At 33.4% G+C, this 15657-nt stretch carries 13 protein-coding genes; 7 read left to right on the forward strand and 6 right to left on the reverse strand.

Features of this window, described 5'->3' with window-relative positions; all coding sequences use genetic code 11:
- Positions 1–39 precede the first annotated feature (39 nt).
- The 3 genes from FHK87_RS03975 to FHK87_RS03985 all read left to right on the forward strand — a co-directional run bounded on the left by FHK87_RS03975 (position 40) and on the right by FHK87_RS03985 (position 2209).
- The gene (locus FHK87_RS03975; protein WP_140590065.1) at positions 40–438 is read left to right on the forward strand and encodes a RidA family protein; all 399 of its coding nucleotides are present in this window, start codon (positions 40–42) and stop codon (positions 436–438) included.
- Between the two features lie 98 nt (positions 439–536).
- Complete coding sequence (locus tag FHK87_RS03980) at positions 537–1454, forward strand: AraC family transcriptional regulator (RefSeq protein ID WP_140590068.1); 918 nt, start codon at positions 537–539, stop codon at positions 1452–1454.
- A gap of 23 nt (positions 1455–1477) precedes the next feature.
- Complete coding sequence (locus tag FHK87_RS03985; protein ID WP_140590073.1) at positions 1478–2209, forward strand: NAD-dependent epimerase/dehydratase family protein; 732 nt, start codon at positions 1478–1480, stop codon at positions 2207–2209.
- 11 nt (positions 2210–2220) lie between these two features.
- Here the strand turns inward: FHK87_RS03985 and FHK87_RS03990 are convergent, their stop codons facing one another.
- From FHK87_RS03990 to FHK87_RS04000, 3 genes are all read right to left on the reverse strand, one after another.
- Positions 2221–3564, reverse strand: a complete 1344-nt coding sequence (locus FHK87_RS03990; RefSeq protein WP_140590078.1) for an alanine/glycine:cation symporter family protein — start codon at positions 3562–3564, stop codon at positions 2221–2223.
- A 701-nt stretch (positions 3565–4265) separates the two neighbouring features.
- On the reverse strand, positions 4266–4736 hold the full coding sequence (locus FHK87_RS03995) for an RNA methyltransferase (RefSeq protein WP_140590081.1): 471 nt from the start codon (positions 4734–4736) through the stop codon (positions 4266–4268).
- A gap of 42 nt (positions 4737–4778) precedes the next feature.
- A complete protein-coding gene (locus FHK87_RS04000) occupies positions 4779–5621 on the reverse strand; it encodes an N-acetylmuramidase domain-containing protein (protein ID WP_140590084.1) in 843 nt (280 codons plus the stop codon).
- A gap of 503 nt (positions 5622–6124) precedes the next feature.
- Here FHK87_RS04000 and FHK87_RS04005 point away from each other — a divergent pair.
- From FHK87_RS04005 to FHK87_RS04015, 3 genes are all read left to right on the forward strand, one after another.
- Complete coding sequence (locus tag FHK87_RS04005) at positions 6125–6706, forward strand: hypothetical protein (RefSeq protein ID WP_140590087.1); 582 nt, start codon at positions 6125–6127, stop codon at positions 6704–6706.
- A gap of 170 nt (positions 6707–6876) precedes the next feature.
- Positions 6877–9948 carry a sensor histidine kinase gene (locus FHK87_RS04010; RefSeq protein ID WP_226294071.1) on the forward strand — a complete coding sequence of 1024 codons (3072 nt, stop codon included), beginning with the start codon at positions 6877–6879 and terminating at the stop codon, positions 9946–9948.
- A 7-nt stretch (positions 9949–9955) separates the two neighbouring features.
- Positions 9956–10705 carry a LytR/AlgR family response regulator transcription factor gene (locus tag FHK87_RS04015; RefSeq protein WP_140590093.1) on the forward strand — a complete coding sequence of 250 codons (750 nt, stop codon included), beginning with the start codon at positions 9956–9958 and terminating at the stop codon, positions 10703–10705.
- A 97-nt stretch (positions 10706–10802) separates the two neighbouring features.
- Here the strand turns inward: FHK87_RS04015 and FHK87_RS04020 are convergent, their stop codons facing one another.
- Both FHK87_RS04020 and FHK87_RS04025 read right to left on the reverse strand, forming a co-directional pair.
- Complete coding sequence (locus FHK87_RS04020) at positions 10803–12641, reverse strand: SLC13 family permease (protein ID WP_140590096.1); 1839 nt, start codon at positions 12639–12641, stop codon at positions 10803–10805.
- A 46-nt stretch (positions 12642–12687) separates the two neighbouring features.
- Complete coding sequence (locus tag FHK87_RS04025) at positions 12688–13485, reverse strand: universal stress protein (protein ID WP_226294072.1); 798 nt, start codon at positions 13483–13485, stop codon at positions 12688–12690.
- Between the two features lie 299 nt (positions 13486–13784).
- Here FHK87_RS04025 and FHK87_RS04030 point away from each other — a divergent pair, with 299 nt between their 5' ends.
- Entirely contained in the window at positions 13785–14741 is a 957-nt protein-coding gene (locus FHK87_RS04030) for an ROK family protein (RefSeq protein ID WP_140590101.1), read from the forward strand.
- 81 nt (positions 14742–14822) lie between these two features.
- On the opposite strand, the gene FHK87_RS04035 is transcribed toward FHK87_RS04030, so the two are convergent.
- Positions 14823–15368: a fascin domain-containing protein gene (locus FHK87_RS04035; protein WP_140590103.1), complete on the reverse strand. Its 546-nt coding sequence runs from the start codon at positions 15366–15368 to the stop codon at positions 14823–14825.
- Between the last annotated feature and the right edge of the window lie 289 nt (positions 15369–15657).

The following is a 15657-nucleotide window of genomic DNA, read 5'->3' on the forward strand; positions in this document are numbered from 1 at the left end:
GACATTTGGACCAACGAATAAAAATCTAAAAAAATTATCATGTCTAAAACATCAATTAATCCCAAAGAACTATATGACGGTTCTATATTTGGAATGTCACAATCTGTAATTGAAACTGATTCAAAACTTGTATTTATATCCGGTCAAGTCGATTGGAATCATCAACTTGAAACAACATCGCAGACAGTAGAAGAACAATTTAAGAACGCTCTAAAAAACCTTAGTATAGTGTTAAAAGCTTCAAAATCATCAATTGAAAACCTATTACAATTACGAATCTATATAAAAGGTGAACTCAATGATCATTTGAATGCAATCGGTCCTTTATTAACAGATTACTTAGGTACATCAAAACCTGCTATAACGGGTGTAGGAGTAACTTCTCTGGCTTCGCCAAGTACTCTTGTCGAAATAGAAGCAATAGCATCCTCAAAATAAAAATTTGATTAAAAATTTGCAAAAACATCTATAGGGTTATTTATAACAGCCAATTATCTTGATTTTTATCATTACATTTAAAAATCAGGTTTAGAAAAATGATAACAACTAATAGCATAATACAAAAAGAATATAATGACAGGATGAATCGGGTTTTTGAATATATTGACAAAAATCTTGATGCTGATTTGTCATTACAAACCGTTGCACAAGTTGCATTTTTCTCCCCCTTTCATTTTCATAGAGTATTCAAATTTATAACACAAGAAACACTAAATGAATACGTAACCAGACAAAGAGTAGAAAAGTCTGCATCAGACTTATTACATAAAAATAGTAGTATACAAGAAATAGCTATCAAATATGGATTCAATGATAACTCTTCTTTTACAAGGGTATTCAAAAAATATTATAATGTAAGCCCTAGAGAGTTTAAAAAACAAAATCCGAATAGATTTAGCAAGATTTGCCAACTTCAAAGCAAGAATAGCCAAGAATATCTTACCTACGACAAATACATTTGTGTCATTAATAATCTAAAAAACTGGATAAAAATGAACGCAAAAATCGAAGTAAAAAAACTTCCAAAAATGGATGTAGCTTATGTATCAAGTATCGGATGTCAACATCTAGAATCTGCTTATCAAAAATTAATACAATGGGCGACTCCAATAGATTTGATGAATGAACATACTAAAATGATTACTATTTATCATGATAGTTTTAAAATTACAGAAGCAAATAAAGTAAGAATGAGTGCTTCTATTTTACTTCATAAACCGGTCGACGTAAAAAAAGAAATAAGTCTCACAACTATCGAAGCAGGAAAATATATTGTGGGCCATTTTGAAATTGGACTCGACGAATTTGAAAAATCATGGACAGGGTTATTCATTTGGATGAACGAGAATGGATATCAAAAAGCAGATAATAATCCTTTTGAAATCTATCATAATGACTTTAAGAACCATCCGGAAAAAAAAGCAACTGTTGATTTTTGCATCCCAATCATATAAAGCATTTCAAATAATACAACCCAATGAAAAAAATATTAATAACAGGAGGTTTTGGAAAAATAGCAACACACTTTATTAAAAACTTTAGCGATCAATACGACATAACCGTTGCTGATTTGGTCGTTAATCATCATACTTTTTCAGACAAGGTTCAGGTGCAAAAAGTAAACTTATCAGATGCATCTGCATGTATAGGTTTATGTAATGATATAGATACTATTATACATTTGGCAGGAATAGCAAACCCAAACGCTACGTTTGATGAAGTGCTTAACGCTAATATTGTTGCTACCAGAAATATTTTTGAAACTGCGGTTCAAGCTAACTGTAAGAGGGTCATCTATGCGAGTAGCACCCAGACTATAGAAGGATATAAAGAAGACATTCAAATCAATAAAAATATGCCTCTAAGACCAAAAAATATATACGGTGTCTCAAAATGTTTTGGGGAAGCGTTAGGGCCATATTATGCATATCAAAAAAACATTTCTGTAATTTGCTTGAGGATTGGGGCATATGAATTTCCAAAAGACTTTACAGAAATGAATGCTCGGGATTTAAGTGCTTTTTTACATCCGGATGATTGTAACCAATTATTAACCGGATGCATCGAAACAGAAGGCATTCAATATGAAATTTTAAATGCTATATCAAACAATAGATATAAGAGACTTGACATAACCGAATCTATAGAAAAGTTTGGTTATCAACCAAAAGCAGATGCATTTGAATTATTCAAATTGGCTAAACCTTAAATCAATACAGATCAACTTTTCAGTTTTTCAAAATATATTTTTGCTTTAGCATTAACTTTTGGAGCCAACAACAACCCAGAAAATACTGTAGGGATAGCCATAAGTGCGAATGCACTGTCGATTAGGTTTATCGCTATATCAATCTTTACCCTTGCTGCTATAATTATGGAGAGGATATAAATATAATTATAGTATTTTCCATACTTGGGTTTGGTTAAAAAACCAAGACATGTCGTACCATAATACGAATATGAAAACAATGTAGATAAAGCAAATACCAATACCATAACAAGCACTACTGCATCTCCTAATCGATAAGGTAAGACAGCGTTAAAAGCTTGTAATGTAATAGAGATCCCATTATCATCTGTACTTTGCCAAACTCCTGTAGATAAAATCGCAAGGGCAGTAAGTGTACATATTAATAATGTATCTATGGCAGGACCTATCATAGCGACCAACCCTTCTCGTATTGGTTCATTTGTTTTTGCCGTACCATGCATCATAGGAGCTGTTCCTATACCTGCCTCGTTAGAAAATGCAGCTCTTTTAATTCCTGTTTTGATCAAATACCCTAATACTCCTCCTGCAGCGGCTTTACCCGAAAAAGCATCTTTAAAGATCAGCATAAACATCTCTGGTAATACTTCTATTTGGATGATTAAGACTGTAATGACCGTTATAAAATATAGTATCACCATAAAAGGTACCAACCTACTGGCAACAACTCCTATTCTTTTGATCCCTCCCAGAATAACCAAAGATGCAATAATAGATAACCCTATACCAATAAACCATTTGCTATCTTCTTCCCAATGCAGAACATCGACAAGAGTTTGAGTAAGTTGATTTGCTGTAAAAGCTGGTAGTGTTCCTACCAATCCTGCTAATGCGAATAGTACGGCCAAGGGTTTCCATTCTCTACCCAAACCACGAGTAATTACATACATTGGACCACTTAATGATGTTCCTTCACTATCTTTTGATCTATACATCACTGCAAGAGAGCATGTATAAAATTTGGTAGCCATACCAATAATAGCACTTATCCACATCCAAAATACAGCACCTGGACCACCAGAAACAATTGCAACTGCTACCCCACTGATATTGCCCATACCAACAGTAGCGGCAATTGCAGAAGATAATGCCTGGAAATGACTAAGCTGCCCGGGAGCATAATCTTGATCATATTTGCCACGCAATACACTAATAGCATGTGTGAAATACAAAAAAGGAGTAAATCGTGAATACACCAAAAAGAAAACACCTCCTCCTATAAGTAATATAAGCAATGGCCAATCCCATACCCAAGTACTAAAACCGGCCAGCAACCTATCTATAATATCTAACATACGATTATCTTGTTGTATAAATGTAATAACAAAAACTGTATTTTAACTACATGATGGTCAGATTAAATAATTCGAGTTTCCTATTTTAAATTATCTGTTTCATCTAAAAAGCCATTACAAACAAGATCACTATCAATATACATCTATTAGTGATAGCTACATATATATCCAAGCAAAGCATTTATCTATTAAAAAAAGTGGTCAACACCCAAAAAAGGTAATTGTAGGCCTTAGAAAGGTAGTTATAAGCCTTACTTTGATCCTTCGAACTACCTATACAGGTGCTCGAAGGATCAGAAAGGTGCTTCTAGGCCGCGCAAAGGTAGTTCGAACCACCTCTTTTTGGATCAGAACCCCTAATTTTATCAAAAATAACCCTTGACATAAGCCCTAGAAGCCGCAAAGGATCAAAAAAAAGTGTCAATCGATGGCTTCGAAGCGATAAAATATGGGTAAAAAGAAGTAAAGTGCGGCCTCGAACTACCTTTGCGTGGCCTCGACCCCTTCTTGGTAAGGGGGTACCCCCTACTTGATAATGGTATTTGACTTGCATTAAAACCTTTAATCAGGATAGAAACTATACATTCATGATACTAAAATGGAAGTCACGAAATAAAGAACTTTGAAGCAACCCCCAGAGCATTTACATCTCGATTATCGAGTAAATCATTGAATAAAAGTTTATTAAAAAAATGTTAGGTTTATTGTGACCTAATAAATCTTGGCTTATCAATTCCTCGATCATACATCACTATACTTCCCGCAACAGCCACATTTAGACTTAACTCCGAAGAAAATTTAACTAAAAAATGAGATTTTTCTATGGCTAATTGTGATAATCCATGATCCTCTGCTCCTAGCAGATATACACAACGTTTAGGATGTTTAAAAGTTTCTAGAGATGCTGCATCATCAGTAAGTTCTACTCCTACCAACATTGCTCCTTTAGGTAGGTGTCTATAAAAATCATCAAATGTATCATAGTGAAAATAGGGCATTGATTTTACAGCATTATGCGTATCACTAGCTTGTTTTGCATATCTGTTTCCTATTGTAAAAATAAAACTAGCCCCCATATTCTGTGCAGAACGCCAAAGTACTCCTAAATTTTCAGGGGTTTTGCCATTTTGAATACCAATACCGAAAAATTCATTTTCAAAATTATCTATCATACAGCAAAAATAGCAAAACCAAACCTGCAAATCCATACCTCTCTACATCGCACTATATTTTTGATATGCCTTACTCAATTTTGTATCGTATTTATTTTTTCGATATCCGGGACCGTTATATCCTTCTGCGAATCGAGCCCAGTTTTTTTCTTTGATCCAATCCAAAAGCTTTTTACCTCTAAAAGAAGTATTGGCTATAAATTTTCCAAAAGCGACAAGGTGTTCTCGTTCATGCTCATGCATCTTTGAAACAAATTGATCTACCGAAGAGTACCCCAGAGATTTATAATGAAATCCCATAATCTGAAAAGAACCCCATGATGCCGAAGTATGAGCTGCTTCATGAAATTCAGTCCGATCAGCAATTGCAACTGCTTTTGCCAATCTATCATACTCACCCGCTCCCCCTTTATAATGTACCTTAGTCCATTTTTTGTACAAAACATCCTTATTACTCTGATTAGCATGTTTTTTGGGGTCAATCCCTCTTTTATCTAATTCTCTCCAGAATACGTGTCCTTCAAATAATATTCTAGGTCTTCCATCAACCAAAAAACCTCTCCCATTACTCTCTATCTCATTTACTGCTTTTACCATAGCCAACTCTAGGCCAAACAAATTTGCAAAGTCTATCACGTCTTGTTCTGATAATAACTTGGTATTATGCGTTGTAAGATCATTTTTTGCTTCAATAAGCTTAGACCAGGTTTTTAATCCAACGATTCCATCTACTACCAGATTGTTTTTGCGTTGAAAATCTTTTACCGTCTGATCTGTATCTTTGCCAAAAAAATCAGAGACAAAAACAGTATAATCTAATTGGTTTAAAATTTCTTCTAGGTAGCGAACTTCTCTTCCTCGAGATCTGTAACGTATTGTCCTCATTTATAAAGTATATTTAGGTTTTAATTTATGTTTCTATAGTACTTGTTGGGCTTGTATATCTATAAAACACATGCGCCCGTAAAAAATTACCAGCCATTCTACCTTTTTGTAAAAAGCTTAACAAAAAACAATCTATTTTAACAGGGTATGTAAGGGATAAGTACTACATAATCGGGAAAACAAGTTTCAATCCCTTGATTACGTTAATCAAAGCTGAAGATACAAAAAATAGTTGATTAAGCCTCTTTTTTAATCTCGGATACTCTTGATTAGTTATCATGGGACATCTTATGATTTCAAATAGGACATACTTGGCTTATAATCGGGGATTTTTCAGTCTACAAAAAAAGATAAAATGCAGATTAATTCGATAAAAATCAAGCTGTTTTTGTATTCAAAAACGAATTCTAATTCATCCATTACGAATTCTAAAATCTGATTTTTAAAACATCAGTTTGAATGTACTTTTATATGAAATAGCCAACCTCAAAATAAAAATTGCTATGAAAAATATTGCTATAATTATTATCGTGTTTCAAAGCTTTCAATATTTGTACTCACAAAAAAGTTTTGCTAAATCAAATAAGTTTTTAGTAACAACTCAAATCGCTCACCAAGATTTAGAACGTTCCCCATATGTTTTGAATTTAGTGAATTCGGGTGATGCAACTAATGTTATATCTACCCTTACAATCGAGGATACTGAGCTTTTTGAGGATGTTTTTATTACTACCTTAGAGAACCCTGGACTTGAGGGGATCTCTGAGGTAGTTAAACTAGAAGTAGAATATTTGGCTTGTTGCGCCCATGTAGATGCTTATTATTATCTTATTAAAGAAGATAATACCGTTGTAGCTTTGCCTGAGCTCAAAAATGTATATTGTGAGGGTTCTGATACCGATTATCAATATACTTTTCCTAATCAAGAATATGGAATCAAAGGTAATATTCTAGAAACACAGACCTATTATAAAGAAGATATCGATGATACTATTAAATATGTGAACCTTAAACAAAGTTTCACATGGAATAATGGAGATGTCGACAAAACAAAAATGAATTCAAGCGCCTTAACAGGGTACTAAAAGTGAAGAATGTATTTTTTTTAATCTGATAAACAAAAAAGGGGGAAACTTTTGTTTATTATACCGATCTGTTTTAGAACAGATCGGTTTTTATATTTTAAAACATATAGCAATATCAAGTAAAAAAAACAGTTTAACTATATTTGTTCTTAACCCAGATTCTCTATTTCGTGAATTCAAAATACACTCTTCTCTACAGTATTTATTTCCTAGTCTTAGGATACACCACATCATCTCTGGCTCAAAATAGTCAACTTAGAGCATATACACTAGAAGACGGTCTGCCCCAATCTCAGGTTTATGATATTGTGCAAGATCAAATAGGATATTTATGGCTTGGTACTCAAGGAGGAGGATTATGTAGATTTAATGGCGATGAATTTAAGGTTTGGAACGAAAATGATGGTTTACAATCTAATTATATTCACTCACTAGCATTTATAAGAGATAGTCTTTTTATTGGTACCAAAAGTGGACTAAGTATCAAAACAAAATACAAGTTCACAAATATTGATGGCCCGAGAATTAACAAAATTTGTCAGTTAAACAACAAAACATACTTAGCAACAAATATTGGTCTATATGAGTATAAAAAAAGTAGAGGACTTGTTAAAATCAATCTGAATTCAAAAATCAACACCAGTATTATAAATGATATTGTTTTTGATGGAAAATTATATTGGATCGCTACCAACAGAGGATTATGGAAACTAAATGATATTAAACAAGATGCGAGTATCATAGTTAGGCATAGTGCTTATGATTTCACTTCCGCTTTTTTTTATGAAGACAAAGTATATGCCGCAGCATTTAATCGTGGAGTATTAGTATTAAACACCAATGCAAAAACATATGGAAATAATTGGGTTAGAACTCCTGTTCGCGTAACTAATATTGCTTTGCACAATAATGAAGAATTATGGTTTTCTACTGATAATGAGGGCATCATAATTCTAGATTCAGAATCAAATTCGCAAAAAAAGAGAATTAACCGCAGTAATGGTTTGGCGGTATCGCATATCCGAAAAAGTATCCTCGATCGACAATCTAATATCTGGATAGCTACGTCTGGAGGAGGGTTTTACAAATACTTTCAAAACAACTTTATGCATTATGACCAGTCAAATGGTCTTAAAGGAAATCGCGTATATGCTGTGCACAGTACAGATGATGAGATATGGGCTTCTAATTCTGAAGCCGGATTAATCAAAATAGACTCTCTCGGAAGCATTAAACATATCACACAAGATGAACGATTGTCTGATATCAAGATTAAATCAATAACTAGTGATCGATCTGGTAATATTTGGGTCGGCACAGATGGTAAAGGGATTTTATTTAAGCAAAAAAAACAAATAGATACCGTTATTGCAGATAGTACTACGTTACAAATTATTGGTAAAGATACTATTGTACAAAAAGATAGTATTGTAATAGATATTTATACCAATCACATTATAGATAGCGATAAAGGATTACCATCTGATTGGATCAATACTGTACTGATCGATAAAAATACGCAAGCTATCTGGGCTGCTTCGTACTCTACAGGAATTGTAAAATTCATGTACAATACTAAAAAAAAGCGTATTGCTCGTTTAAAGAAATTTCATCTAAGAAATGGTATAAAGGATCTACAAATAAGTTATATCACACAAGATGTAGAAGGAACAATTTGGTATGCTACTCAAAATGGACATTTAGGCTATATAAAAGATGATCTCGTCACGCATCTTGGCAAAATTCTAAATCAAAAAACAGCAATTAGAACATTACTGTTTCATAAAGACAAGTTATATATTGGTACAGAAGGACGAGGTATATGGTGGTCTTTGACCGAAAAAGAAATATCCTTCAAAAAACTAAAGGGAAGAAAAAGACCTTATTCTGATAATATTTATCAAATGATATTTGATGACAAAGATAATCTATGGGTAGGTAGTGAAAGAGGTGTAGACAGGATAGAAATGAACCCATCTTCTAATGAAATTGTAGATGTATTTCATTTTGGGCGTAATGATGGATTTCTAGGAATAGAAACATGCCTTAATGCAGTAACTAAAGATCCTAACGGTAACTTATGGTTCGGAGCGATCTATGGATTGACAAAATACCAGCCTACTACTACTACCAAAACTACAATAAAACCAAGTATTCATTTTGAAGAAGTAGAAGTAGATTATCAAAGTATTGATACTATTAGCCTAAGCGCATGGACGAATAGTAATCATGTCCTGCAATTGAATCCAAATCAAACCGAATTATCATTTAACTATAAAACAATTGATCTCGATCATCCCGACGATGTACAGTACCGCTGGAAACTTAATAATTCTGAATGGAGTCCGTGGTCGTCTGATCATAAACAAAACCTTGCTGGATTAGCGTTTGGTGAGCATATTTTTACAGCACAATCTCGAAACTACAGATGGCAAGAAAGTGATCCTATTACATTCAATTTTTTTATTGATAGTCCTATGTACGAGAAACCCTGGTTTCAAGTTGCCGTATTAGCAGGAATTCTGATTTTATTAGGAGGATACGCTTTATCATATATTCGTAGAGTTAAACGAAAGAATCGTGAAGAACGCAAACATCTGGAAATGCAAAACCATTTGCTATCGCTGGAACAAAAAGCATTACGCCTACAGATGAATCCACATTTTATATTTAATGCTCTAAATGGTATAAAAGCAATGGGAACGCGTAATCCGGCTCGGATGAATACAACCATTAATACATTTGCAACATTATTACGAGAAACTTTATATAATTCTCGAAAAGATTATATTACTTTAGATCAAGAAATGCAAACGTTAAAACATTACATAGAAATAGAGCAGTTAATGGCCAGCAAACCATTTACGTATCATATAGATGTAGATTCAGAGTTTGATCCCGAAGAAATCCTGATCCCACCTATGTTGATTCAACCGTTTGTAGAAAATGCAGTACGACATGGTATCCTAAAAGGAAACAGAGAGGGTGAATTGACTATAAAGTTTAACACCACAGAAGATTATTTATATTGTACCGTGCTGGATAACGGCATGGGGATTTTTCAATCACAAAAGGCAAAAACAAAAACAGATCATCAATCTATGGCGCTCACAGTAACTAGAGAACGACTTGAATCTATTTCAGGTAAAGATGCGTTAACGATAAAAGAGATCATGGCAAACGACAATAGTGTTGCCGGAACTGAGATTGCCTTCAAAATACCTTTACAAACCGATTATTAAAATTACTATGCTCACCGCGATTATTGTAGAAGACATGCCCGATGCACTCCAGCTTTTAAAAAGTGACCTAAAAGCAAATCATCCTGAAATAAAAGTTGTAGACACGGCTCAAAGCGTAGTAGAAGCTGCCAAATCACTTAGAAATACACAACCGGATATTCTCTTTCTTGATATTATGCTGGGAGACGGAACCGGTTTTGATATTCTGGAAATTTTTCCTGACTTAAAATCAAAAATCATCTTTGTTACCGCAAGTGATGAATTTGCCATTAGAGCTTTTAAATTTGCTGCTATTGATTATGTATTAAAACCCTATTCTAACGAAGAACTTGCACAGGCTATTGCTAGAGCAAAAGAACAGATACAACCAAATAAAGAACGACTTAGCATTCTCAAAAACACCCTATCTGCACCAGAACAAAAGCCTGATAAAATATCATTACATACATTAGACAAAATCATTATTGTAAGTCTTGATGATATTATACGTTGTGAATCTGATAGTAACAACACTATTTTTTATCTTCAAGATGGTCAAAAAATATTTGTGACGAAAACTTTAAAATATTTTGCCGATATGCTCAAGAACTATCATTTTCTTAGGGTACATCAAAGTCACCTTGTTAACTTACAATGTATTAGCGCATTTATTAAAACAGATGGTGGATATTTGATGCTAAAAAATGGAGAAAATATTCCTGTATCAGTACGCAAAAAAATAGAAGTCATGGAAATTCTAGATCATTTGCATAGATAAGAATTTTATTCCTTTATAAATTATTTTCTACTTTTTAATGCTTTAGCTTATCATTAATATTAGAGGTATTAGTTCTTTTCTGTCAAAGCAGAAAAAATTAAAATGGCCAAATTAAAGGCACAAGCAATAATGTTATAATAAAAAACAATAAAAGTAGCGGTACTCCTACCTTTAGGTAATCCATAAATTTATATCCTCCAGAAGACATCACCATTGCGTTGGTAGTTGTACCTACAGGGGTTAAAAAAGCTGTAGAAGCACTTACAGCTACTGCAATCATAAATGGTTGAGGAGAAATCTGCAAAGATGTAGCTGCCATAATTGCTATTGGTGCCATCAATACAGCAGTTGCAGAGTTATTGATGGTTTGGCTAAAACCTGTAGTTAATAAGAAAATACCTGCTAGTAATATAACAGGAGGCATTGTTCCTAAACCATCAACCAAACCATCTGCCGCTATTTTGGCAATACCTGTTTTTTGTAATGCTACTCCCATAGGAATCATAGCAGCAATCATAACCACACTACTCCAGCTTATACCTTTGTAAGCTTTTGCAACAGGTACGCATTTTGTAATTAAAATAACTCCGGCACTAATTAAAGCTGCAATAGCACCGGGAATTATATCAAACATCAAGAAAACAATCATCATTAATAGCGAACCAAGTGCGATATAAGACTTATAAGTAAGCTTATCAACATTCTTAGACATCTCTTCTGGACTTCCTGAAATTACTAAGTTTTTATGCACATTCTTTAATCCTTCAATCCGATCCCATGATCCTCTTATGATAAATGCATCGCCTGCCTTAATATTAACAGTTTTATCAATCAGTGGTTTATTATTACGAGAAGCTCCTAATAATTGTATTCCTGCTTGTTCCAAATACAATCCCATGGGTACTTTATGCCCTAAAAGCATAGATCTGGGGGTTACGACCATTTCTGCCATACCTACTTCTTGATTGATAAATTCTTTACGTAATTCTCCATTAGTTGGCCGTATAGGGATTACACCTAATCGAAAATCAAGGATCAACTTATCCACATCTTTTGTTTCTCCTTCTACTGTAATAATATCATGATATCGTAGCTCAGTATCCGGTTGCGGAAACTCTACAAAAGGTTTGATCCCTTTAAGGATATTTGGATGTCTTCTACGCAGTCTTATGATACATACATTATATTTTTCATCAAACTGCCATTGCTTAATATACGTATCTATCAAAGGAGACATAGAACGTATTCTTAACCTATAGATATTTTTCCCGATACTGTAATTCTCTATCCAGTCATGCATTTCTGAGTCTATATTTACAGGACGGTTTTCTGTAGTATTAGCAGGTAATATCTTATACCCTATATATTTGAAATATACGATTGAAGTTAACAACAAAGGAATTCCTATAAGAGAAAACTCAAAAAATGAGAATCCTTCAAACCCTTTTTCTAACAATGCATTGTTCGCAATAATATTAGGTGGTGTGCCGGTTAGCGTTAATAACCCACCTGTATTTGATCCAAAAGCAAGAGGAATCAGTAATTTTGATGGTAGTGTACCGATGTTCCAGGCTGCAGAAACTGTAACTGGTAACAAAGTAGCTACTGTACCTGTGTTACTAACAAAACCTGATAATAGCCCTGACCCCAATGTCACTAGAATTAGTAATTTGGTACTACTTTTTCCTGCCCAGTACACAAACTTCTGTCCTATAAGAGCTGTCCATCCTGTTTGCGAGAGCCCCTCTCCAATTATAAAAAGAGACGCTACCATAATTACAGTTGGGTTACTAAAACCGCTCAGCGTTTCTGTGACATCCAAAACCCCAAATAGAAACAAACTGAGCATCGATAGTAATGCCACTACATCTGGAGTAAATTTTCCCCACATGAATAAAACAATGGTTACGACCAGAATAACTAGTACTATATTCATACTACTTTTTATACATTGACATTAATAAAGATCAGAGTTGTCTTTTTTAATCCAATGTTAACAGAGGTACTTTGGTATGTAATGTTAACAATTTTGTAAGTCTTCCTTCTGATGGTTGTTGTTGTTTTGAATGATTAGAAGGTAAAATTGCTACCATATCAATCTTTTGATCTCTTACATAATCAAAAATACCTTGTTCTACATCTTGATTTTCTCTAAATGTATGATGTGAATAGAATTTTTCTAAATAATAAGCAATAGTATTTTCGTTTTTTTCATCGGCAACAGAATATCCATAGGTACCATCTTCATTTACAATTGTCAATACATGAACCTGGGCCTTAAATCTACGAGCGACTTCTAATAATACTGAGAGTACAGATGGATCATCGATCTCTTCCTTACCTAATACCAAAGCAATTTTATGAACTTCAAAACCTTTAGTTTGTTCTGGTACAACCAATACCGGGCAATTTGCTTCTAGAACCAATTCTGCTGTATTTGTTATGTGACCTTCATCTTTGGCAATACTCCCTTTTGTACCCATGATAACAAGATCTACACCATATTCTTTCTGTTCGTTTATAATGGTATCTATCAATACTTCATGTCTTAAAACCAATTCAACTTTTGATTTGGATACATACGGAAATTCATCTTTAATTACTGATATTTTCTCTTTTAGTGTTGTTACTAAAGTATTATCCTCTATAGCATTAGAAGAATGTACGATAACAATCTCGGGAGCATCATCTTTGGTGATAAACCCAAGAGCAAACTTAAGTGCCTGTTCTGAAGCGGCAGATACATCAAAGGGAACCAGAATTTTCTTTATATCATTCATAATATTCATGTTTTTTTGTTACTTAAGAGGATATTAAAGCATTATAAATCAGAATTTTCATGTAACAAAGTTTATATTATTATCAGTAGGATAAAATGATATTAATCATAGTTAAGACACAATTAATCAGGCATCTTTGATAGTAGTATGTAGTTACCTATTTTTTGTTGATAAGGGTACATACATTTTTTTAAAATTACTCCTCCTTATTACTGATATAATGTTGTATTTTGGAGGTAGCACAATCATGAGATATTAAAAATTTTGTAAATACATATTAAGTTAAAAACTATACTTGCATGGATATAGTAGTAGGAATTGATATAGGAGGTACAAAAACTAAAATAGGGCTTGTAACTCAAGATGGAAATAGTGTTACCCAAACATATTTTAGAACCAAAGAATATCCTGACTTAGATGACTTTCTTAACAAAATAACAACTACTATAGAGGAGTTAAAACAACATGCATCTCAAAAAATAAATGTATTGGGAGTAGGGATTGGTGCGCCAAATGCTTCTAGCAGAAGGGGGACAATAGAAAATGCTCCTAATTTGTTATGGAAAGGTAGTGTGCCATTGGTACAAAAATTAAAAGAACGTATTAAAAGCCCCATGAAAATGATGAATGATGCCAGTGCTGCTGCTTTGGGAGAAATGTTATTTGGCAATGCAAAAGGGATGAAAGATTTTATCGTTGTAACTCTTGGTACTGGATTTGGTGGTGGTATTGTAGCCAATGGTCAACTTATAGACGGTTTTGATGGATTTGCGGGAGAACTGGGACATATTGATCTAACTCTTGGAGACGGAAGACTAACAGGACTAGGGGTTCGTGGTGGATTAGAAGCTTATGTTTCTGCTACAGGATTAAAAAGAACCATTCTCTATATGCTTTGTAAATATATGGACGAAAGTAGATTTAGAAATATTGCATATACAGATTTACATGGAGAGGACATCACTAAAGCCGCAGAAGAGGGTGACCCTATTGCAATTAAAGCTTTTGAATATACAGGAAAAATATTAGGTTTTGCTCTGGCAAATTTTACCGCATTTACACAACCTGAAGCATTTTTTTTGATGGGTGGATTAACAAGCAGTGGGAAATGGATTTTTGAACCTACTCAAAAATATATGGAAGAAAACTTATTAGAAGTTTACAAAGGGAAAGTAAAACTCCTACCTTCGGGAATGGTTGGAAAAAGTGCTGCAATCTCTGGGGCTGCAGCATTGATATGGTCTGATCATACTTAATGCTTCAAGAGTATCTATCATTAAAATATGTATGTAAATGTAGAGAAGAATTTTATCCTTCTCTACATCACAAATTAATATTTAGTCTTTTACAAATGTAATTTCAAAGATTTCTGAAGCTCCAAGTCCATCTAAATATAAGTTTTTATTGCAAGTCATAGGACCTTCTCCATTTTCAGAACTTACTATATTTCCTGATGCAGGGCTTCGAATATATACATCTGTTGCTTCAAAAGGAATATAAAATCTTTCATAAATATCTATTTTATTTTTATTAAATCGCAAAAAAGACTTCCCTCCCGTTCCTAAACTTAAATATTTACCGTTATTACCTTTAATAGCTACGAATCCTTCTGATGGACCTACATTGATAAGTTCAAAACGTTCATTATTCCCTACAGTTGAACTATTACAAGTAATAGCATTGCCGTTGTTGTCGCTAACATATTTGCCATTATTACATTTAATTGTAATAATCCCCAAGGATTTTGATTCTGATTTTTGCTCTGATAAAGATCGTTCAGACTCTTGCGAATCATCTTCTATTGTTTCTTTTTCACAAGATAAAAAGCATAAGGAAAGTGCTAAGACAAAAAATAGTTGGTGAATTTCAAATAGTGTTTTCATGAGTAATATAATTTAAATTAATTCTATGTTCAGATATGTAATTGCGCAAGTAAAATTTGTTGGTTCTATTGGTGCAATAAAATTCAATGAATGAAGGCTAAGAAGCAAAAATGAAGCGTTACAATTTGGTTACAAAAGTATTTTTAATTGGATACAATAGGTATACAAAAGGTAGGATGTAATCGTTTGGGTTACATCTATTATCATCTAAATCCTTATTTTAAAATAAGATGAAGTAATATCAGTTAATCCATTTTTCTAATTTTATAGAACGAAATGTATGTTGTGT

Origin of the sequence: Aquimarina algicola, assembly GCF_006443095.1 — a bacterium.
Taxonomy (GTDB): Bacteria; Bacteroidota; Bacteroidia; order Flavobacteriales; family Flavobacteriaceae; genus Aquimarina; species Aquimarina algicola.

Excerpts from the sequence above, each read along its gene's own strand:
- FHK87_RS03975 (WP_140590065.1), top strand. The coding sequence starts at position 40 with ATGTCTAAAACATCAATTAATCCCAAAGAACTATATGACGGTTCTATA.
- FHK87_RS03980 (WP_140590068.1), top strand. The coding sequence starts at position 537 with ATGATAACAACTAATAGCATAATACAAAAAGAATATAATGACAGGATG.
- FHK87_RS03985 (WP_140590073.1), top strand. The coding sequence starts at position 1,478 with ATGAAAAAAATATTAATAACAGGAGGTTTTGGAAAAATAGCAACACAC.
- FHK87_RS03990 (WP_140590078.1), bottom strand. The coding sequence starts at position 3,564 with ATGTTAGATATTATAGATAGGTTGCTGGCCGGTTTTAGTACTTGGGTA.
- FHK87_RS03995 (WP_140590081.1), bottom strand. The coding sequence starts at position 4,736 with ATGATAGATAATTTTGAAAATGAATTTTTCGGTATTGGTATTCAAAAT.
- FHK87_RS04000 (WP_140590084.1), bottom strand. The coding sequence starts at position 5,621 with ATGAGGACAATACGTTACAGATCTCGAGGAAGAGAAGTTCGCTACCTA.
- FHK87_RS04005 (WP_140590087.1), top strand. The coding sequence starts at position 6,125 with ATGAAAAATATTGCTATAATTATTATCGTGTTTCAAAGCTTTCAATAT.
- FHK87_RS04015 (WP_140590093.1), top strand. The coding sequence starts at position 9,956 with ATGCTCACCGCGATTATTGTAGAAGACATGCCCGATGCACTCCAGCTT.
- FHK87_RS04020 (WP_140590096.1), bottom strand. The coding sequence starts at position 12,641 with ATGAATATAGTACTAGTTATTCTGGTCGTAACCATTGTTTTATTCATG.
- FHK87_RS04025 (WP_226294072.1), bottom strand. The coding sequence starts at position 13,485 with ATGAATGATATAAAGAAAATTCTGGTTCCCTTTGATGTATCTGCCGCT.
- FHK87_RS04030 (WP_140590101.1), top strand. The coding sequence starts at position 13,785 with ATGGATATAGTAGTAGGAATTGATATAGGAGGTACAAAAACTAAAATA.
- FHK87_RS04035 (WP_140590103.1), bottom strand. The coding sequence starts at position 15,368 with ATGAAAACACTATTTGAAATTCACCAACTATTTTTTGTCTTAGCACTT.